Source organism: Pseudoxanthomonas yeongjuensis, assembly GCF_010093345.1.
Taxonomy (GTDB): Bacteria; Pseudomonadota; Gammaproteobacteria; order Xanthomonadales; family Xanthomonadaceae; genus Pseudoxanthomonas_A; species Pseudoxanthomonas_A yeongjuensis.
On the sequence record NZ_PDWT01000005.1, the window covers coordinates 44,579 to 64,751 of the forward strand.

General features: G+C 69.2%; 17 protein-coding genes. 6 read left to right on the forward strand and 11 right to left on the reverse strand.

Features of this window, described 5'->3' with window-relative positions; all coding sequences use genetic code 11:
• Window positions 1–5: 5 nt before the first annotated feature.
• Window positions 6–3,293: an ankyrin repeat domain-containing protein gene (locus tag CSC74_RS13190; RefSeq protein WP_162314952.1), complete on the reverse strand. Its 3,288-nt coding sequence runs from the start codon at window positions 3,291–3,293 to the stop codon at window positions 6–8.
• On the reverse strand, window positions 3,286–3,558 hold the full coding sequence (locus CSC74_RS13195; RefSeq protein WP_162314953.1) for a YcgL domain-containing protein: 273 nt from the start codon (window positions 3,556–3,558) through the stop codon (window positions 3,286–3,288). The genes CSC74_RS13190 and CSC74_RS13195 overlap by 8 nt, the downstream gene beginning before the upstream one ends.
• 277 nt (window positions 3,559–3,835) lie before the next feature.
• On the opposite strand from CSC74_RS13195, the gene CSC74_RS13200 reads away from it, so the two are divergent.
• Genes CSC74_RS13200 through CSC74_RS13210 form a run of 3 tightly spaced genes read left to right on the forward strand, consistent with a single transcriptional unit; the run spans window position 3,836 to window position 6,660 of the window.
• A complete protein-coding gene (locus CSC74_RS13200; protein ID WP_162315096.1) occupies window positions 3,836–5,032 on the forward strand; it encodes a beta-ketoacyl-[acyl-carrier-protein] synthase family protein in 1,197 nt (398 codons plus the stop codon).
• Window positions 5,029–5,826, forward strand: coding sequence for a beta-ketoacyl synthase chain length factor (locus CSC74_RS13205; protein WP_162314954.1), 798 nt, complete (start codon window positions 5,029–5,031; stop codon window positions 5,824–5,826). Before CSC74_RS13200 ends, CSC74_RS13205 begins: the two co-directional genes overlap by 4 nt.
• A gap of 6 nt (window positions 5,827–5,832) precedes the next feature.
• Entirely contained in the window at window positions 5,833–6,660 is an 828-nt protein-coding gene (locus CSC74_RS13210) for a glycosyltransferase family 2 protein (RefSeq protein WP_162314955.1), read from the forward strand.
• A 150-nt stretch (window positions 6,661–6,810) separates the two neighbouring features.
• Here the strand turns inward: CSC74_RS13210 and fabG are convergent, their stop codons facing one another.
• The 8 genes from fabG to CSC74_RS13250 all read right to left on the reverse strand — a co-directional run bounded on the left by fabG (window position 6,811) and on the right by CSC74_RS13250 (window position 13,560).
• Window positions 6,811–7,545 (reverse strand): 3-oxoacyl-ACP reductase FabG, encoded by a 735-nt coding sequence (gene fabG / locus CSC74_RS13215; protein ID WP_162314956.1) that lies wholly within the window; start codon window positions 7,543–7,545, stop codon window positions 6,811–6,813.
• A 135-nt stretch (window positions 7,546–7,680) separates the two neighbouring features.
• Window positions 7,681–8,121 (reverse strand): hotdog family protein, encoded by a 441-nt coding sequence (locus CSC74_RS13220; RefSeq protein ID WP_162314957.1) that lies wholly within the window; start codon window positions 8,119–8,121, stop codon window positions 7,681–7,683.
• Between the two features lie 59 nt (window positions 8,122–8,180).
• Window positions 8,181–10,547, reverse strand: a complete 2,367-nt coding sequence (locus CSC74_RS13225) for an MMPL family transporter (RefSeq protein WP_162314958.1) — start codon at window positions 10,545–10,547, stop codon at window positions 8,181–8,183.
• On the reverse strand, window positions 10,547–11,206 hold the full coding sequence (locus tag CSC74_RS13230) for a LolA-related protein (protein ID WP_343037931.1): 660 nt from the start codon (window positions 11,204–11,206) through the stop codon (window positions 10,547–10,549). The genes CSC74_RS13225 and CSC74_RS13230 overlap by 1 nt, the downstream gene beginning before the upstream one ends.
• Window positions 11,151–12,158: a lysophospholipid acyltransferase family protein gene (locus CSC74_RS13235; protein ID WP_162314960.1), complete on the reverse strand. Its 1,008-nt coding sequence runs from the start codon at window positions 12,156–12,158 to the stop codon at window positions 11,151–11,153. Before CSC74_RS13235 ends, CSC74_RS13230 begins: the two co-directional genes overlap by 56 nt.
• Before the next feature lie 13 nt (window positions 12,159–12,171).
• Window positions 12,172–12,465 carry an ApeI family dehydratase gene (locus CSC74_RS13240; protein WP_162314961.1) on the reverse strand — a complete coding sequence of 98 codons (294 nt, stop codon included), beginning with the start codon at window positions 12,463–12,465 and terminating at the stop codon, window positions 12,172–12,174.
• A 104-nt stretch (window positions 12,466–12,569) separates the two neighbouring features.
• A complete protein-coding gene (locus CSC74_RS13245; RefSeq protein WP_162314962.1) occupies window positions 12,570–13,316 on the reverse strand; it encodes a COG4648 family protein in 747 nt (248 codons plus the stop codon).
• Window positions 13,291–13,560 (reverse strand): phosphopantetheine-binding protein, encoded by a 270-nt coding sequence (locus CSC74_RS13250; RefSeq protein ID WP_162314963.1) that lies wholly within the window; start codon window positions 13,558–13,560, stop codon window positions 13,291–13,293. The genes CSC74_RS13245 and CSC74_RS13250 overlap by 26 nt, the downstream gene beginning before the upstream one ends.
• Before the next feature lie 165 nt (window positions 13,561–13,725).
• On the opposite strand from CSC74_RS13250, the gene CSC74_RS13255 reads away from it, so the two are divergent.
• Together CSC74_RS13255 and CSC74_RS13260 are read left to right on the forward strand one after the other, a co-directional pair.
• Complete coding sequence (locus CSC74_RS13255; RefSeq protein WP_162315097.1) at window positions 13,726–15,105, forward strand: NAD(P)/FAD-dependent oxidoreductase; 1,380 nt, start codon at window positions 13,726–13,728, stop codon at window positions 15,103–15,105.
• Entirely contained in the window at window positions 15,102–16,112 is a 1,011-nt protein-coding gene (locus tag CSC74_RS13260) for a chorismate transformation FkbO/Hyg5 family protein (protein WP_425501464.1), read from the forward strand. The genes CSC74_RS13255 and CSC74_RS13260 overlap by 4 nt, the downstream gene beginning before the upstream one ends.
• 83 nt (window positions 16,113–16,195) lie before the next feature.
• Here the strand turns inward: CSC74_RS13260 and CSC74_RS13265 are convergent, their stop codons facing one another.
• Window positions 16,196–17,560: an AMP-binding protein gene (locus tag CSC74_RS13265; RefSeq protein WP_162314965.1), complete on the reverse strand. Its 1,365-nt coding sequence runs from the start codon at window positions 17,558–17,560 to the stop codon at window positions 16,196–16,198.
• A gap of 222 nt (window positions 17,561–17,782) precedes the next feature.
• Between CSC74_RS13265 and CSC74_RS13270 the strand changes: the two genes are divergently transcribed.
• Window positions 17,783–20,173 carry a S9 family peptidase gene (locus tag CSC74_RS13270; RefSeq protein ID WP_162314966.1) on the forward strand — a complete coding sequence of 797 codons (2,391 nt, stop codon included), beginning with the start codon at window positions 17,783–17,785 and terminating at the stop codon, window positions 20,171–20,173.

Genomic DNA, 20,173 nt, shown 5'->3' on the forward strand with positions numbered 1-20,173 from the left:
CCACATCACCGCGGTTCGCGCAGGAACCTGGCCATCGATGCGCCCGGCACGGCCGGGGCGAATTCGGCGGCGACGTCGACGAAGCCGCGCATCACCGCGACCTCGCGCGGGGTGCGGTTGAGCGCGTCGCGCAGATCGGGGTCGGCGCCGGTGCGCAGCAGGCGCTGGACCACGCGCAACAGGCCATGCAACGCGGCCAGGTGCAGCGGACCGAACCCGCGCGGATCCTGCACGTCCAGCGAGACCTCTTCGTCCAGCAGGCGTTCGAGTGCGGCGAGCACCACTTCCTCGTCGCAGGCGGTGCCGGGTTCCGCACGCGCGCCCAGCAGCAGCAGCAGCGGAGTGACCGCGCCGGCGGCGATGGTTTCCGGTTCGGCGCCGGCCAGCAGCAGGGTGTCGAACAGCGCGACCAGGCGCGGCTTGTCGCGGGCGATGAAACCGAACAGGGCCGCGCAATGCAGCGGAGTCAGGCCCTGCGCATCGCTGGCATGCACGTTGGCGCCGGCGGTCAGCAAACGCGCGGTGATGTCCGGCAGGCCCAGCGCCGCGGCCAGCATCAGCACGGTGACCCCGCCCGGCAGGCGGTGCTCGATCTGCGCGCCCGCGGCCAGCAGGTCGTTGACGATATCGGCCTGGCGCATGCTCACCGCCGCCGACAGCGGCGTGGCCCCGGTGTTGGCGGCGTGTTGCGGATCGGCGCCGCGCCTGAGCAGCAGGTCGACCGTGGCGCGATGGCCGCCACCGGCCGCGCGCAGCAGCGCGGTGCAACCTTGCGCATCGGGCGAATCCACGGCGAAACCGAGATCGAGCAGGCGACGCACCGCGTCGGCGTCGCCGGCCATCGCCGCGGCCGGCAGGTCGGCGGCGCGCAATACGCGCCTGGGCAAGGGCCAGCCGCGCCAGTCCAGCCAGTCGGCCAGGTCGCGACGGCCGCTGGCCAGGGCCACGCCGAGCGGCGTCTGCCCATCGGCGGCGCGGGCATGCGGGGAAGCGCCCTTGGCGATCAGCTGCTTGAGCACGGCTTCGCGGCCGAGCGCGGTGGCCAGGTGCAACGCCGACATGCCATGGCCGTCGCGCGCTTCGCGATCGACGCCGAGATCGAGCAGGCGATCGAGCAGGCGCGTCCAGCCCAGCCGCACCGCGAGCGACAGCGGCGGATCGTCGACGCGGGAAACGGCGAACGGATCGGCGCCGCGTTCCAGCAATTCCAGGGCGAAGGTTTCCGCGCCCGCGATCGACGGGTTGCCATGCAGGCAGGCGGACAGGAACCGGGTCAGGCCGCCGGCACCGGCCGGGGAGACGCCACGCTGCAACAGCGCGCGCAGCACCGGCATCGCTTCCGGCCCGCGCGACAGCAGCGCGAACAGGGGTACATCGCTGACGCCGTCGCGCACTTCCGCATCGGCGCCGTGCCGCAGCAGCCATTCGACGCGCGCGGGCGAGGCGACGATGCCGGGATCGTGCAGCAGGCTGCCGAGTTCCGATGCCGAGCAGAGTCTGGCCAGCGCTTCCAGGCCGTCATGCCGGTCGGCATACAGGCCATCGCGGACCAGGCCCAGCGGCGCGCGGTCCGGCGGCGACTGGTCTTCCTCGTTCTCGGCCACCGCCGCAGGCAGCGCATAGTCCGGATCGAGCGCGGAGACGATCGCCCAGCGGCCGGCTTCGGCGGCCAGGTCGACGGCGCGGCGGCCCTGCCGGTCGGCGTGGTCCGGATCGACGCCCAGTTCCAGCAGTCGCCGCACCAGCGGTACCGGCACCGATTCGCCGGTGCAGGCCAGCATCAGCGCATTGCGCGCCTGGTTGTCTTCATCGCCGATGCGGGCGCCGGCAACGGCCAACGCTTCCAGCGCGGCGATTTGACTGCCGCGCGCGGCCGCCAGCCACGGCGTGCGCCCGGCATCGTCGCGGCCATGCACATCGGCGCCGGCCGCCAGCAGCACGGCCATGATCTCGACATGCCCGGCGTAGGCGGCCTCATGCAAGGCGCTGCGACCCAGGCTGTCGCGGGTGTCGACCTTGGCCTTGTGCTTCAGCAGCAGTTGCACGCCGACCGGATCGTCTTCCTCGGTCGCGGCCGCCGCCAGCAACACCGGTTGGCCGCCCGGGGGTTCGGCCTTGGCCCCGCGCTCCAGCAGGAACTTGGCCAGCCGCCAGTTGCCGGCCACGCAGGCCACGCCCAGCGGGGTGATGCCTTCGGCGTTGAGCGCATCGGTTTCGGCCGCGGCATCGCGCAGTAGCGCGGCGACGCCGGGATCGGAACTGCGCGCGGCATGGTGCAAGGGCGTGTTGCCTTCGTTGTCGGCGGTGCGCGGATCGGCGCCGTTGGCCAGCAGCGTGGTCACCGCATCCGGACGGCCGTGCCAGCTGTCGCGGGTCGCGGCCAGCAACGGGGTCATGCCGGCCTGGGCCTGGTTGAGGTCGATGCCGTGCGCGATCAACGCGCGCAGCAGGCGCAGGTCGGGCAGCACCGCGGCCAGCGTGGCCAGGCTGCGCTGGTCGCGCGGATCGGTGGGAACGGCGCGCGGATCGGCGCCCGCCTCTAGCAATTCGAGCGCGCGTTCGACACGTCCGGCGCGAGCGGCGGCGAACAAGGCGCCATCGAGATCGTCTTCCGCGGCGGGCGTCGCCGCTTCCGCGGAATGGTTTTCGACCGGCGTTGCCGGCGCCATGATCACGACCGGCAAGGCCCGGGCCACCGAACTGCGCTGCAGCGCCCAGTGCAGGACCGGCAGCAACAAGGCGTAGGCGACACCGACCGCGACGTGCAGGTGGTCGGACACGATGCCCGGCCAGGCCAGCGCACCGCCGAGGCCGATCGCCAGCGCCACCAGCGCGGCCACGCCCAGGCCGTGCCAGGCGTGGATATCGCGCTCCGGCAAGCCGTGCCAGTGCGCCGCCAGGGTGCCGCCTTCGCGCTCCAGCGCCTGCCACAGCGGCCAGGTGCGCCACAGCCCGATCAACACCGCTCCGACCACCGCGCTCAGGCCCAGCGCCGCCGGCAGGCTGCCGCTCTGGCGCAACGAGGCCAACGGCCAGGCCACCAGCAAGGCGGAGGCGGCGAAGCCCAGCGCCCACAGCGCCAGCAGGGCCACGGCTTCGCCACGCAGGATCGCGCCCGAAGCGCGCGAACGGGTGCCGCGCCACCAGGAAACCGCCAGCGCCAGCAACGGTTGCGCCAGCAGCGCGCCGGCCAGGGCGACGATTCCACCGAACACGGTCGATGCGGCCAGGGCGACGCCCAGCGCCAGCGCGATCCAGTGCGCGTGCCTGGCCAGGGAAGCGGACCTAGCCATCGTCGCGCCCGGTATCGGCGTCCTGCAGCTTGAAGATCTGCGGCGGGAACTGCAGGTGGAAGCCGTTCGCGGCCAGGTTCTGCCGCACCACTTCAGGGTTCTCGCGGGCCAGCTTGCGTTGCGGAGTCAGCGCCACTTCCAGCACGAACGCCAACTCGCCGAGCTGCGCACGCAGGGGTTCGGGGATCTTTTCGAAATCGTCGCGTGCGGCAAGGTAGACGAAGGTATCGGACTTGCGCTGGCTCTTGTAAACGAAGGCTTGCATCCGCGCGTGACGCATCCTGCAGGGGGGTGGTGCGGATTGTGGCCGAAACCCGGACATAGCGAAACCCGCGCGGCGTTTCCGCCGGGCGCGCATTGACGCGTTTTCACCGGCGTTTTCCGCCGTCGCGAGCGCTGCCCTGCGCATGCCGCTCACATCGCTGAACCCTGCCGGCGGCAGTCAGCAATGTCCATGCCATGCGAATCTGGCCCGATCCGCCACTGGCTATACTTCCGCCACATCATCGTCGGAACAACGCGTGCCCGTATCGCTTTCACCCATGCCCGCACTGGCGATACGCGCCTATACCGCCACCACCGCGCTGGGCCGCGGCCGCGATGCCCAGGCCGATGCGCTGAACGATCGACGCAGCGGGCTGCGCCGCAACGACTTCGGTGGCGACGAACGCCTGGATTGCTGGATCGGCCGGGTCGACGGGCTGGAACAATCGCCTCTGCCCGCGGCCCTGGCCGGATGGGAGTGCCGCAACAACCGCCTGGCCTGGCTGGCCCTGCAGCAGGACGGCCTGATGGCGGCGATCGACGCGGTCGTCGCCCGCCACGGCGCAGGACGCGTGGCGGTGGTGATGGGAACTTCCACCTCCAGTATCGGCGCCACCGAGGAGGCTTACACGCGCCTGTCGGGCGAAAGCGGCGAACGTCGTTTCCCGCCGGACCTGGATCGCCCGATCATCCACACCCCGCATTCGCTCGGCGATTTCGTCCGCCAGGCCACCGGTTTGGGCGGCCCCTGCGCGACTGTGGCCACCGCCTGCTCTTCCAGCGCCAAGGTCTTCGCCCAGGCCGCGCGCCTGATCCAGTCCGGACTGGCCGATGCCGCCGTGGTCGGCGGCGTGGACACCTTGTGCGGCAGCGTGTTGTTCGGTTTCAACGCCCTGCAACTGGTATCGACCGAGCCGTGCAGGCCGTTCGACGCCGCACGCAGCGGCCTGTCGCTGGGCGAAGCCGGCGGCTTCGCGGTGCTGGAGCGAAACGACGATGGCGATCGCGCCCCGTTGCAATTGCGCGGCTATGGCGAATCCAGCGACGCCCACCACATGTCCGCGCCGCACCCGCAGGGCCTGGGCGCGAAACTGGCCATGGCCGATGCGCTGGCCCGCAGCGGCATCGATGCCGACGAGGTGGGCTACCTCAACCTGCACGGCACGGCCACGCCGGCCAACGACCCGATCGAGGCGCGGGCGGTGGCGGAGATGTTTCCTGATGCACTGCATGCCGGTTCCACCAAGGGCTGGACCGGACACACCCTGGGCGCGGCGGGCATCGTCGAATCGGTGATCGCGCTGCTGGCGCTGGAACGTGGATTGTTGCCGGGCACGCTCAACAGCACCTCGCGCGATCCGGCCTGCGGCGCGCAGATCCGTTTCGACAATGCGCGGCGCGACATCCGTTATGCGATGAACAATTCCTTCGGCTTCGGCGGCAACAACGCCTCGCTGGTCTTCGGCCGCGCATGACCACTTCCTCGCTGTCGGCCGGCATCGCCGGAATCGGGTTCTGGGCGCGCGGGCTGCCCTCGTGGCAGGCCGCATGCGCGTATCTCGCCGCCGACGCCCTGCCCGTCGATGCGCCGACCCGCCCTTCCCCGCAACTGCTGGCGCCCAACGAACGCCGGCGCGCACCGGAAACGGTGGCGGTGGCATTGGAAGTGGCGCTCGCGGCCTGCATCGCCGCCGGCCGCGACCCGGCCACGCTGCCCTCGGTGTTCGCCTCCACCCATGGCGACCTCAACATCACCGACTACATGTGCGAGACCCTGGCCAGCGAACCGCGCAGTCTCTCGCCCATCCGCTTCCACAATTCGGTGCACAACGCGGCCGCCGGCTACTGGACCATCGGCGCGGGTGCGATGGCGCCGGCGACCGCGATCAGCGCCTCCGATGCCAGCTTCGCCCAGGGCCTGCTCGAAGCCCTGGCGCAACTGGCCACCGGCACCGAGGCGGTGTTGCTGGCGGCCTGCGACGGCCATGCCACCGGGCCGGTGGCGCGGGTGTCGCGCAGCCAGGGATTGCTGGGAGCCGCCTTGCTGCTGGTCCATGATCCGGCGCCGGGAATGCCGCGCCTGCAGGTGCGCGTGGAAGAAGAACCCATGGACCCGACGCAGGCCGACGGACCGCTGTCGCTGTTCCTCGCCGGCAACGCGATGGCGCCGATGCTGCCGTTGTTCGAGGCGCTGGCGCTGCGCCGCGCCCAGGTCGTGCTCGGCGCCGGCCACGGCACGTCCCTGCGGATCGGCATCGTCCATGATTGAACCCACATGACCGCATCGAAACACCTCGGCCGCGACGATGTCGCCGTGCTGGTCCCGGCCCTGAACGAATCGCTGCGGATCCGCGAAGTGGTGCTGGGCGCGCTGGAGCAATGCCCGAACGTGATCGTGGTCGACGACGGTTCCAGCGACGGCACCCACGCCTGCATCGCCGACCTGCCGGTGACCGTGCTGCGGCATGCGCAACGCAAGGGCAAGGGCGAATCGTTGCGCGACGGTTTCCGCGAAGCGGCGCGGCGCGGTTACCGGGGCGTGCTGACCATGGATGGCGACGGCCAGCACTCCGCCGGCGACCTGCCGCGGTTGCTGGAAGCGGCCAATCGCCATCCCGGCTGCATCATCATCGGCGCGCGCCTGCGCAAGCGCGCCGCGCAGCCGACCCACCGCCGGCTGGCCAACGAATTCGGCGACTGGGGTATCGCCTGGGGCACCGGCTACCAGGTCGCCGACAGCCAGAGCGGCCAGCGCTTCTACCCGGCCGAGGTGATCGCGCTGCAGGACGTGCCCGGCGAAGGTTTCGTGTTCGAGGCGCAGATCGTGATTTCCGCGGCGCGCTCCCTGGGCACGCGTTGCGTGTCGGTGCCGATCGAGTCGCGCTACCACTGCGCCGGCAGCGACGAGAAATTCCGCGCCAGCCATTTCCGTCCGCTGAAGGACCTGTACAGCATCACCAGCCACATCGTGCTGCAGGCATTACGTTACGGCGGCCTGCCGGCGGTGTATCGCAGCATCCAGGCCAATCCGCCGATCATCGATGATCCCAGCGGCGAGTTCGCCACTGCCCCAATGGCGCAGGGAACCGGAAAGGCCACATGAACCATAGCGCGGCTGCGCTTCTGTGGGAGGGGCTTCAGCCCCGACGCTTTTCCCTGGCTGCGTTCGTCGGGCTGAAGCCCCTCCCGCATTCAGCACTGCAGACAGGTTCGCGAAGCTGGCCAGGTTTCTTCCAACAAGCCAACCTGTTGGCTAGCCCATTCCGCCGTTGACGCCGATCACCTGGCCGTTGAGGTAGCCGGCCTCCTCGCCGCACAGGAATCCGACCAGTGCGGCGATCTCTTCCGGCTTGCCGGCCCGACCCGCGGGCACCAGCTGCTTGATCGTTTCCAGCGGGAACGCATCGGCCGCCATGCTGCCCTCGATCACCCCCGGCGCGACCACGTTGACGGTGATGCCGCGGCCGGCCATCTCCCGCGCCAGCGATTTCGACGCGCCGTGCAACGCGGCCTTGGCCGCCGCGTAGTTGCTCTGGCCGCGGTTGCCGAGCACCGCCGCGACCGAGGACACGCTGACGATGCGGCCCCAGCGGGTGCGCGCCATGGGCAACAGCAAGGGCTGGGTGACGTGGAAGAAACCGTGCAGCGACACGTCGATCACCCGCTTCCACTGCGTTTCCGACATCCCGGCCATGGGCGCATCGTCGTGGATGCCGGCGTTGTTGACCACGACCTGGATCGGCCCGGTTTCGAGCAGGCCCTTGATCGCCGCGCGCGTGGCCTCGCCATCGGCCACGTCGAAGGCGATGGCTTCGGCGCTGCCGTTCGCGGAAACGATCTCCGCTGCGAGTGCTTCGGCACGCGCCAGGTTGCCGTTGGCGTGGACGATGACATGCAGACCGTCATTGGCGAGCCGGCGGCAGATGGCGCCGCCGAGGTCGCCGCTGCCGCCGGTGACCAGTGCGCGCTTGCGTGGATTGGCATTCATGGCGCAATCCTAGCGGATGCATCATCGCGCCGGTGATTCGGAGAGAGCAAAGCACTCGTAGGAGCGCCCCTTGGGCGCGATGCCTTTCGGCCAGGTCGCGGAAGAGCGGAAGAGCATCGCGGGCAAGGCCCGCTCCTACGCCTGCGGATCGTCCTGCAGCATCACCGCCGCACGGCCTTCGGCGAGCAGGGTGCCGGCGTGGCTGATGCGGAAGGCGTATTGCTGGCTGCCCTCGCCTTCGGCCAGCACCTCGGCTTCGCATTCGAGCGCGCCGGACAGGTCGTCGATGCGCAGGCAATGCAGCTCCACGCCGCGCAGCGCGACCAGCACTCCCGGCCTGGCGGTTTGGCGGCCTTCGCGCGCGCGCAGGCCGCCATGCACGGCCATCGCCTGGGCGCCGTATTCGCACAGGTGCACCGCGCGCAATCGTTCGTGCGAGCGCAGCGGATGGGCGGGATCGCGGTGGCTCGAGGAGCGCAGGCGGATGCGCTGCGGATCCCAGTCGACGACTTCGCCCCACAGGCACATCGCGCCCTTGTGCGGGATCAGCGCTTCGATTTGATCATGCCCAATCATGAGAGCTCCAGCTACAGGGGGGCTGACCTTGTGGGAGGGGCTTCAGCCCCGACGCCTTATCAGATGACATCGCTTCCCCCGGAAAGCGTCGGGGCTGAAGCCCCTCCCACAACAACCGGTTGTCGCGAGATCAACAGCGCCAGCACGAAGTTGGAGAACACGCCGATCGCCACGGTGCTGCCGATCGCGCGCAACACCGGGATCGAGGACAGGGCGAGCAGGAAGAACACCAGCAAGGTCATCAGGCTGCACACGATCAGCGCGTGCAGGGTGCGCAGCTGGTCGGCGCGGTCTTCGCCGGCATGGTCGAAGAACAGCGCGTAATCCAGGCCCAGGCCGGCGGCCAGGATCAACGCGACCAGGTGGAACAGGTTCAGCTCCACCCCGCAGCCGCGCAGGATGGCCAGGATCAGCAGCGTGGTCAGCGCCATCGGCAGCAGCACCCGCAACACCCGGCGTGGCGTGCGCAGGGGAATCCAGACGGTGATCACCAGCAGCACCGCGGCGATGCCGAGCGCGGCCAGCACCCGGCCGCGATACGCGGCAACCAATGATTCCGAAGCCTGTTTCAGGTCCAGCAGCTGTGCGCCGTTGGCGGCGGCCACGCGCGACACGGCGTTCGGGTCGCGCAAGCCGTTCAACGACACCAGCGCAGTGGCGTGGCCGGGGGAACCGAGCAGCAAGCCGGCGACGCTGGCCGCCAGCGGCGAGCCCTGCAATCCCGATGCGGTCAATGGCGGCGCGCGCCGGGCCGCCTCGATATCGGCGAGGAACGGATCGAAGGCATCGCCATTGAACGGCGTCTGCGCGACCACCGCGTCGAGCATGGTGCGCATGCGCTGCGCCGACGGCAGCCTCGCCTGGCGCGCGCGCTGGACCGCGGCGCTGGGCAAGTAGCGCGCGGCCAGGTCGTAACCGGCGAGCGCTTTTTGTTCGACCAGTCCGTCCAGCGCCGGACGCAACCGCTCCGAAGCCTGCAGCACCTGCTCATTATCCTTGCCGCTCAACGCGAGGACGTAACGCACGTCGGGCGCACCGAGTTCAGCGCGCAACACTTCGTCGCGCGCCAGCGCATCGGCGGGAACGGGGGTGAGTTTCGACAGATCGTTCTGCCAGAACGGACCCGGCGCGAACACCGTCACCGCCAATGCGAGCACCGCGACCACGGCCAGCGACCAGCGCGGGCGCGGCAGGCGGGCGATGCCGTTCCACAATTTCGCCAGCAGGCGCGAATCGGCGAAGTCGCGCGGCGCCGGATCGATCAGCGCCGGCAACAGCAGACGCGTGCTCAACGCCGCCGCGCCAAGGCCGGCGATGGTGAACACCGCCAGTTGCTTGAGTCCATCCACGCCGGAGAACAGGAAGGTGACGTAGGCGATGCAGGTGGAGGCCACGCCGGTGGCCAGAGTCGGCCACAGCGCGCGCGCGTTGGCCCACGGCGACACACCCGGGCGCTGGTGGCTGAAAAGATGGATCGGATAATCCTGGACCACGCCGATCAGGGTGAAGCCGAAGGCCACGGTGATGCCGTGCACGCCGTCGAACAGCAACACCACCGCGCCGAGGCCGGCGAGGCCGGCGCTGGCCAGCGGCAACGCACCGAGGATCGGCATTTTCCAGCTGCGATAAGCGACCCACAGCAGCAGGATCAGGCCGATCGTATCGATCATGCCGATCCACTGCGCCTCGGCCGCGGTGCGGCCGCCGATCTCGACCGAGAACGCGCCCGGCCCGGTCAGCACCAGTTCGCTTTTCGTTCCCGCCACGACCCTGGCGAAGTCGGCATGGATCGCGTCCACCGCCGCCTGCTGCCCGGTCGGATCGAAACCCGCCGCGCGGGTCTGCGCGACCAGCAAGGCCTTGTCGTCGGCGCGATCGAACCAGACGTCGTGCAAGCGCTGCGGCGCGTTCGCCGGTTGCCAGCGCTCTGCCAGCTTCAAGGTTTCCAGGGTGGGATCGGAAGGCAGCAGCGGCTCGACCAGCGCCGCGGCGGGCGAGCCCAGATCCTGCACGCGCGCCTCGAGTTCTTCGCGCAGGAAGGCTTCATCCAGTGCCTGGGTATCGAAAGTATCGGTGAGCAGGTAACGGTACGGACGCAGGCGTTCGGGAACCGCGTCGAGGCCGGCATCGCCGCCGTTGGCGACCAGGGCGAATTCGGGACGCGCCGCCAGGGCTTCGCGCAAGGCCTGCGACTGCGCCGCCAGCGTCTCTGCATCGGCACCGGAGATCGACATCAGCAACAGGCGCGAGCCCGGACCTTCGCCGAGTTCGTCGATCAGCAGTTTCTGCGCCGGCGTTTCCGCCGCCGGCATGAACTTGCGCAGGTCGCCGCTGAGCTGCAAACGCTGGCCGATCGCCCAGCCCGCCACCGCCAGCAAGGCCAGCCACAGCAAGGCCAGGGCAAGGCGGCTGCGCCCCGTCAGCATCAGTGCGCGCTGCCCGCGCGGCACAACACCGCCAATGCCTCGGTCGTGCTGGTGCCGGCAGCCTCATGCGCGGCGCCGGCCAGCAGGGTGCGTTGCAGGTCGCCTCTGGCCGGACGCGTCTCGATGCAGCGCAGTTCGGCGCCGTGCCCGTACAGGGTGATGTCGCGCACGCTGCCCTGCAGTTTCGCGTCCTTCGGCGTCAGCGACAGCGTCCACTGTTGGCGCGTGCCCTGCGGCGCGAGCCGGTAATGCTTTTCCAGCGACACACGATCGCCGGACAACAGCGCGCCGAAGCTGGCCTGCAGTCCGGCCAGTTCGGGAACGCGCGCCAATGAAAATTTCCGCGGCGCCTTGCCGGCACGGACGATGGTCGCTTCGCCATTGCGCAAGGTGGTGGTCTCCGCATACGGCGAACGCACTTCGCGGACCAGGCTGTCGTTGTCGGGACGCTGGTATTCGCCTTCGATCCGCAGCGGCGCCTTCAGCAGCGGCGAACCGCGCAGCTCCACGAACGCGGTGCGCACCGGCGCCGGACGCGCCAACGCGCGCAGGATCCAGCCCGCATCGACTTGCTGCGTCGCGGCTTGCTGAGCGACGCCGGGCTCAGGCGCCGCGGCGCAAGGCAGTGCGGCGCTGCACAGCAGCGTCAGCATCGGCATGATCGATCGCCACGATGCACGGCGGGTCGGTCGCCGTCGGCGTGCTGCCTTCATCTTCACCACCCCAGAAATCATAGAAATTGAACCAGTTGTAAGGCGCGTCGCGGACGTGATGCTCCAGCCTGGCGGCATAACGCTGGATAAGCGCGTGCACGGCCTGGGCGCGCTGTTGCCGCGGCACGGCGATGCCGTCGCTGAAAGGCTCGAACTGCAGGTCGTAGCGGTTGCCGCCGCGGTACAGGCCGAAAGCCAGCACCACCGGCACTTTCAGCGCGGCGGCGACCAGCCATGGCGCGGTCGGGAAAGGTGCATCACGGCCCATGAACGGGATATTCAATGCCGGTTCGCCGGCGCGCGCGCGATCCACCAGCAACGCGACCAGCGCGCCGTCGTCGGTGGCCTGCTTGATCGCCATGACGATCGAGGGGCCATCCTGTCCCGCATCGATCACGCCGGCGGCGATTTCCGGATTCAACGCGTCCAGCAACTGGGTCATCGCCGGGTTGTGGGCCTTGTCCAGGACCACGCGGATCCGGTAGTCGGGCTGCTGCTCGGCCAGCACCCGCAGCACTTCGAAGCTGCCCAGGTGCGAGCCGAACAACAATGCGCCCTGGCCCCGGTCCAGCGCTTCGATCAGTGGCGTCAGACCGGCGACGCGCACGTCGAAACCGGCGAAGCGCCCGCCGAGCAGGAACACGCGGTCGAGGATGGTCGCAGCGAAGGTGTGGATGTGCCGCGCCACCGACCGCAGGCCGACTTCGCGGCCCAGCGCCCGTGCCAGATAACGGCGCGAGGCACGGCGCTCGGGGCCGCGCACCAGCAGGAAATACAGGGTGATCGGATACAGGAAGGCGCGGCCCAGGCGTCGCCCGCCATGACGGGCGATGCCGCGGATCAACCAGATCGCGAAGCGGCCGCCGCCTTCCGGTCGCTGCTTCCAGTTCGCACTCATGGCCTGTTCGCGCTCATGGCGTGGCCGACGGCCCGGCGACGATCTCGCCGCTGGCCAGCAGCTCGTCGCCACGCAGCACGCGGAAACGCCAGCGCGGCGCCTGTCCTTGCAAGTCCACCGATACGAGTTGTCCAGGCAACAGCGGCTTGAGGAATTTGATCTGCGGCAGGCGCAGGGGAGGCAACGCGCCATGCATCGCTTCGATGGCATCGACGACGCGATCCAGCACGACCACGCCCGGCACGATCGGCCGGCCCGGGAAATGTCCCGCCAGGCTCGGATGGTCCGCTGGGATGATGAACTGCATGCTGCTGGTATTCCTGCCCGGGCGAACGCGATTCCCTGCCGCCTAGGATACCGGAGCGCCCGTCGTGGCAGGCCGGGCCGTGGTTTCAGACATCCTGCCGCCAGTCAGCGCATCAACCGGCTCCAGAAGCCCGGCCCCAGCCGCGCCATCTGTTGCAGGAACTGGAGGAAATTGCGGTACGGCCGCTGCGGGAACAGACGCTTGCGCCACAGGTACTCGCCGCAGAAAAGCGCGGCGACGATGCCGTAGTTGAGGAAATTGGCCACCCACGACCACTGCTCATCCGACACCGTCAGCGGCGGCCGGTAGCCGAATTGCGCCAGCATGCCGCCGGGGACCGCGCACAGCGCCAGCAGCAGGTTGACCAACGCCAGCACCGCCAGCAGTACAGCCCACACCGCGGTCAAGCGACGGGTATAGCGGTAAAGGTCGGGCGTCATCGGCAGGCCGGCCTGGGCGTTCAGCGCTTCCACTATCCGCGTGATCAGCGGCACCCGTCCCGGCCGCAGCGTGCGCCCGAAGAACCAGCCGACCAGGCCAAGGAACAGCATCGGCGGCAGCAGTAACGGCAATAACGCGTAGCGCGAAAGCGAGATCCACCACAGGACAAGCAGAGACGATGCCAGCAGCAGCAATGCCCATGGGCGGCGTTCCAGCAACGGGCCCAGCAGCAGCAACAGGACCAGGTCGGCCATGGCCACCGCCGCCCACGCACCGTCGCCACGCGCGCCGGCCAGGTGCGCAAGCAACGGATAGGCCAGCGCCAGCGCCACCCGCAGGCCCATCAGCAACGCCGGTGGGGCCGCGCGCGCCGGGATCGCCGGCTCAGCCGGCCTTGCTGGTTTCGACATGCGCCGACAGCGCGCGCAGCGAGGCGAAGATGCGGCGGTTCTCGTCGTTGTCCGAGCGCAACTGGAAACCGTAGTGCTTGCTGATCGCCAGCGCCAGTTCCAGCGCATCGATCGAATCCAGGCCCAGTCCGCTATTGAACAGCGGCGCCTCGGGGTCGATCGCGCCGGCCTCGACGTCTTCCAGGTTCAGGCTTTCGACCAGCAATTGCGCGAGTTCGCGTTCGGCGGCGGTTTGCGGGGACATCCGGTGGTTTCCATGGGTGGCAGGGGCGACACGATCCGGTATCGGCGTCGCCTTGGCAACCGGCGCCCGCGAGCGCCGCGTTATCATGGGCCTCTGTTCCCGATGAACGCCGACCATGGTTTTGCCAGGATGACCGAAGCCGATCCCGCCAGCGCCCAGCCCCGCATGGAGACGCCGGCCGCGGAGTCGGTGGTCGCGATGGCGAAGGATGCGATGGCGGTCGACGTACTGGTGATCGGCGGCGGTCCCGCCGGTACGACCGCGGCCACTCTGCTGGCGCGCAAGGGCTGGAAGGTGGTGTTGCTGGAAAAAGGCACGCACCCGCGCTTCCACATCGGCGAATCGCTGTTGCCGATGAACCTGCCGATCCTCGAGCGCCTGGGGGTGCTGGAGCAGGTGCGCGGGATCGGCGTGTTCAAGCCCGGCGCGGATTTCCCGCTGCAGGGCGACGCCAGCAGCGTCAACGTGTTCCGCTTCGAGCGCGCCCTCAACCCCAGGTTCCCGCATGCCTACCAGGTCAAGCGCGAGGAATTCGACCTGCTGCTGTTCCGCAATGCGGTGGAGAACGGCGTGGACGCGCGGATGCAGGTAGCGGTGGAGAAGGTCGAGTTCGGCGCCGACGGCCGTCCCGGCACGGTGCACGCGCGCGGCGCCGAGGGCGAAGCCCTGGCGTTCGCCCCGCGCTACCTGGTCGATGCCAGTGGCCGCGACACCTTCCTCGGCGGCAGGCTGAAACTGAAGAAGAAGAACGCGCTGCACCAGTCGGCGGCGATCTTCAGCCATTTCCGCGGCGTCGCCCGCCGCGAAGGTCCGGACGCGGGCAACATCACCGTCGAGCGTTTCGCCCATGGCTGGATGTGGCTGATCCCGCTGCGCGACGACGTCATGAGCGTCGGCGCGGTGTGCTTCCCGGAATACCTCAAACAACGCCGCGGCGACAATGAGGCCCGCTCCAATGAAGCATTCCTGCTGCAGACCCTGCAGGGAACGCCATCGGTGTGGACGCGCATGCAACAGGCCGAACGCGTGGCCCCGGTCCACGTCACCGGCAACTATTCCTATACCTGCGCGCGGATGACCGGGCCGGGCTGGGTGATGGTCGGCGATGCGTACGCATTCATCGATCCGGTGTTCTCGTCCGGCGTATACCTGGGCATGAACAGCGCCGAGCATGCGGTGGAAGTGGTCGACGGCGCGCTGCGCGACCCTTCCAGCGAGACACGCCTGCAGCGGGCCATGGAAAAGCGCCTGAAGCGCGGGCTGAAGCATTTCTCCTGGTTCATCTACCGCTTCAACACGCCGGTCATGGAGCGCCTGTTCGCGAATCCGCGCAACACCTTCCAGGTCGAACAGGCGGTGATCTCGATGCTCGCCGGCGACGTGTTCGACAACAAGCCGGTGTTGCGCCGGCTGCGCCTGTTCCGGCTGATCTACGCATTCAATGCGCTGCAGCTGGCGCCGCGCGCGTTGCGCGGCTGGCTGCGCAGGAAACGCCAGGTCGGCGAAACCTTTGGCGGCGACACCCTCCAGGAAGGCAACCCATGAGTCGGCCGATGAGTTCACCACTATCCGCGGCCGCGCCGCACGCGCGCCTGGACGTGGACTACGTGCAGGCGGATTCGCCGGAGACACTGCTGCGCGGCGATGACGTGCTGGCGGTGCTGGGCTTCGGTAACGACGCCCCGCGCGTCGACGACCCGCGTTACCTGCGCGTGCCCTTGCAGCCGTATGGCACGACGCCATTCGAGATCTGGCGCACCCGCTCGCCGGTCGCCCATGGCCGCGAAGGCGACATCGCCTGGGCCACCGACGGACAGCTTTCGTTCGGTGCGATCGAGATCGATGAACGCGAGATCGGCATCGATGCCGCCGCCGAGAAGGCCTATTCCCGGCTGCTCGCCTTCGTCGGCCGCAGCGCCACGCCGCGGTTGTTGCGGATCTGGAATTACCTGGATGCCATCACCCTGGGCGACGGCGATGCCGAACGCTATCGCCAGTTCTGCGTCGGCCGCGCACGCGGGATGGGCGATTTCGACGCCACCACCTTGCCGGCGGCGACCGCGATCGGCCGTTGCGACGACGAACGCGTGATCCAGGTCTACTGGCTTTCCGCGCGCGAGGCCGGCACGCCGGTGGAGAACCCGCGCCAGGTCAGCGCCTACCACTATCCCCGCCAGTACGGCCGCCAGTCGCCCAGCTTCGCCCGGGCGATGCTGCCGCCACCGGGCGGCAACATGCCGCTGCTGCTCTCGGGCACGGCCAGCGTGGTCGGCCACGCCTCGCAGCATGCCGGCCAACTGCAGGCGCAGATCGAGGAAACCCTGGCCAATTTCGATGCCCTGCTGGGCGCGGCGCGACAGCGCGCGCCTTCCCTGCCGGCGCAATTCGGCCCGGGCACGCGGTTGAAGGTCTATGTGCGCGATGAAAGCGATCTGCCGACCGTGGCCGAGGCCCTGGACCAGCGCTTCGGCGACCGCGTCCCGCGGATACTCCTGCATGCGGCGATCTGCCGCCGCGAACTGAGCATGGAAATCGACGGCGTCCACGGTTGATCCCGAAGCGAGCGTAGGAGCGCCCCTTGGGCGCGATGCCTTTCGACCAGATCGCGCAAGAGCATCGCGGGCAAGGCCCGCTCCTACGTGCGCAACAACTTCAACAATTCCGCGCGCGGCAACTTGCCGGTTTCGCTGCGCGGCAACGCGGGCACGCATCTGAGCGGGCGCGGCAGGAACACCGGATCGATGCTTTCGCGCAGCATCGCAAGGATCGTGGCTTCGTCGAGCGTCGGCGCCACCACCAGGGCGGCGACGCGCGCCACGCCGAGGGCGTCGCCTTCGTCGTGTTGCAGCATCACTCCATCGACCACGCCGGGAATCGCGAGCAGGCGCCGGGTCAGATCGCCGAGCGAAGCGCGCTTGCCGGCGATTTCCAGCAGGTCGGCCTGGCGCCCGCGCAAGTGGAAACGGCCGTCGTCCTCCAGTTCCACCAGGTCCGCCAGTGTCACCGGCAACGGCAGGTGCGCCGCGCTGACCAGGGCGCCGTCGGGCCGTGGATGCACGTCGACTCCGGGCAGCGGCGTCCACGCGGTTTCGCGGGCGGTGCGGCGGCGCGCGATCACGCAGGTCTCGGTCGATCCGAATACTTCGCGCACCTCGCAGCCGAAACTCGCCTCGGCCGCGGCGGCAAGCTCCTGCGACAGCGGCGCCGTGGCCGAAACGATTCCGCACAGCGGCGGCAGGCGCACGCCGGACTCGACCAGCGCGCGCAGGTGCACCGGCGTGGTCGCCAGCAACCGTGGTTCCGGGGTTTCCTCCAGCACCCGGGCCACGTCCTGCGGAAAGAACGGCCGTCCCACATGCAGGCCCGCAGGACCGAGCAAGGGCAGCAGCACCGACAATTCCATGCCGTACATGTGTTGCGGCGGCACCGTCGCCACCACGTTCGCCATCGCATGTCCCTGCCACAGGCTTTCCAGCGCGGCCAGGTTCTGCCCGGTGCTGGCGCGGAACGCGGCCCAGGTCTTCGGGTTGGGCTTGGGATGGCCGGTGCTGCCCGAAGTGAAGCCGATCGCGACGACGGCGCTTTCGTCGATGGTCGGCACTTCAGTCGGCGCTTCGCCCGCAAGCGCAGGCAGGGGTTCGGGCAGCAGCCAATGCCCGGGCGGCACCGCCTCGAGCAGGCCGTCGCCCAGGCTGTAGCTGTCGGCGTACTGCGCCAGCACGTCGGCGACCACCGCCGGCGCGCGCGAAGGCGGCAGCAGGGTGACCTGGCCGCGCAACGCGACCGCACAGAACGAGACCAGGAAACGATAACGGTCCTCGCAAAGATTGACCGCATGCCGGCCCGCCGGCAGCACGGCGGCGACGGCGCGCACATGGGCGAGGAAGGTATCCAGATCGGTGCGTCCGTTCCCATCGAAGGCGACGGTGCGATCGCCACAGCCCACAGCCAGTGGCTGCGGCCGGGACGATCCGGTCGAGGATTGGACGACTGCCGACATTGCGTTGCGCTCTCCTGTGGTTATCCGGGACGCCGGCTTCCCCAGCCTCGCGGCCCCGCCTCTTGCGCAGGTGCAGCGACCGGCCGAGGGCGCATGGATTGTGTCGGAAACGGCGTGACGAAGGAACCGCATGCGTTCAGCCAGCGGGCATGACCACTGGCCGGGTCGGCGGTCGCGCCCGGCTGGTACCCTTGCGGTTCAGCGTATCCAACGGAAAAAACCATGCGTCCCAGCCTGCCGGCCCGCCTGTCCGCGTTGTTGCTTGCATTGCCTTTCTTGTTCGTCGTCCACAACGCATCCGCCCAGGACGCTGCGCCGCTGACCATCGAACAGGTGATGGCCGACCCGGACTGGATCGGTCCGCCGGTGGAAAACGCATGGTGGGCCTGGGACGGCCGACAGGTGCAATACCAGCTCAAGCGCGAGGGCAGCCCGATCCGCGATACCTACCGGCAAGCGCTGGACGGAAGCGCCGCGCAACGCGTGGCCGACGGCGAACGCGACCACCTGGATGCGGCCGCACCCGCCTACGACGCGCAACGCCAGCGCATGGCCTTTGTGCGCAACGGCGATGTCTTCGTCCGCGACCTGCGCAGCGGCGCGCTGCAACAGTTGACCCGCAGCAACGACGAGGAATCGCAGCCGCGGTTTTCCCCCGATGGCGGCGTGGTGTGGCGCGTGGGCAACCAGTGGTATCGCTGGACCCCGGGCGGCGGCGTGGCCCAGGCCGCGCTGGTCAAGGCCGAGAAGGATCCCGCGGCCAAGCCCAAGGCGGATGCGTTGCGCGAACAGCAGCTGCGCACCCTGGAGACCCTGGCCCGCGACAAGGCCCAGCGCGAGGCGCAGCGCCAGCAGGGCGAGGCCTGGCGCAAGGCCGACCCCAGCCGCGCGCCGGCGCCGGTGTACCTGGGCGATGAAGTCGAGATCGTCGACACCGCTCTGTCTCCCGACGCGCGCTGGTTGCTGGTGGCCACGCAGAAGAAGGGCGCCGAGGCCGGCCAGGCCGGCAAGCTGCCGCGCTACGTCACCGAATCGGGCTACGAGGAATTCGAGGAAGTGCGCACCCGCGTCGGCCGCAACGCGCCGCTGGCGCAGACCCTGTGGCTGGTGGACCTGGTTGCCTCCAGCGCGCGCGAACTGAAGTTCGATGCCCTGCCCGGCATCCACGACGATCCGCTCGCCGCCCTGCGCAAGGCCGCCGGCAAGGAACCGCTCAAGGGCAACCGCGAGGTGCAGGTGGCGACCAGCGGCGACAACGGCGACGCCTCGCTGCTGCGCTGGAGCGACGACGGCCGCAACGCCGCGATCATGGTGCGCGCGATCGACAACAAGGACCGCTGGATCGCCAGCGTGGACCTGGCCGCAGGCAAGCTGCAGCCGCGCCATCGCCTGACCGATCCGGCCTGGATCAACTGGGGCTTCAACGACTTCGGCTGGCTGCCGGACAACAGGACGCTGTGGTTCCTGTCCGAGCAATCCGGTTATTCGCACCTGTACACGCAGCGCGATTCCGGCAAGCCCATGCAGGTCACCTCCGGCGATTGGGAAGTGTCGCTGCCGCAACCAACGCCCGCTGGCGATGGCTTTTTCTTCCTCTGCAACCGCAACGCTCCCGGCCGCTACGAAGTCTGTCGCGCGGACGGCGGCAAGGTCCGCGAACTCACCGACCTGGGCGGCGTGGAGGACTTCACCCTGTCGCCGGACGGCCGCCAGTTGCTGTTGCATCGTTCCGGCAGCTACCTGCCCTCGCAGCTGAGCGTGGTCGGCGTCGAGGGTGGCGCGGCGACCGCACTGACCGACACGCGCACGCCAGCGTTCAAGGCGCGCGCGTGGATCGAACCGACCCTGGTCCAGGTGCCTTCGCAACACGGCGCGGGCAAGGTCTGGGCGAAATACTACGGCCCGCAGGCGATGGAACCGGGCAAGAAGTACCCGATCGTGATGTTCGTGCACGGCGCCGGCTACCTGCAGAACGTGCATGCGCGCTATCCGGCGTACTTCCGCGAGCAGATGTTCCACAACCTGCTGGTCCAGCGCGGCTACATCGTGCTGGACATGGACTACCGCGGCAGCGAAGGCTACGGCCGCGACTGGCGCACCGCGATCTACCGCAACATGGGCCATCCGGAGCTGGAGGATTACCTGGACGGCCTCGACTGGCTGGTCGCCAACAAGCAGGGCGATCGCGACCGCGCCGGCATCTACGGTGGTTCCTACGGCGGCTTCATGACCTTCATGGCCCTGTTCCGCGAACCCGGCAAGTTCAAGGCCGGAGCCGCGCTGCGCCCCGTGGTCGACTGGACCCAGTACAACCACGAATACACCAGCAACATCCTCAACACGCCGGAACTCGACCCCGATGCCTACAAGGCGTCCTCACCGATCGAGTACGCCGCCGGCCTGCAGGACCACCTGCTGATCGCGCACGGCATGATCGACGACAACGTGTTCTTCCGCGATTCCGTGGTGCTGACCCAGAAGCTGATCGAGCTGCACAAGGACAACTGGGAAATCGCGCCCTATCCGCTGGAACGGCACGGCTTCACCCGCGCCGATTCGTGGCTGGACGAATACAAGCGGGTGCTGAAGCTGTTCGAGGAAAACCTGAAGTAG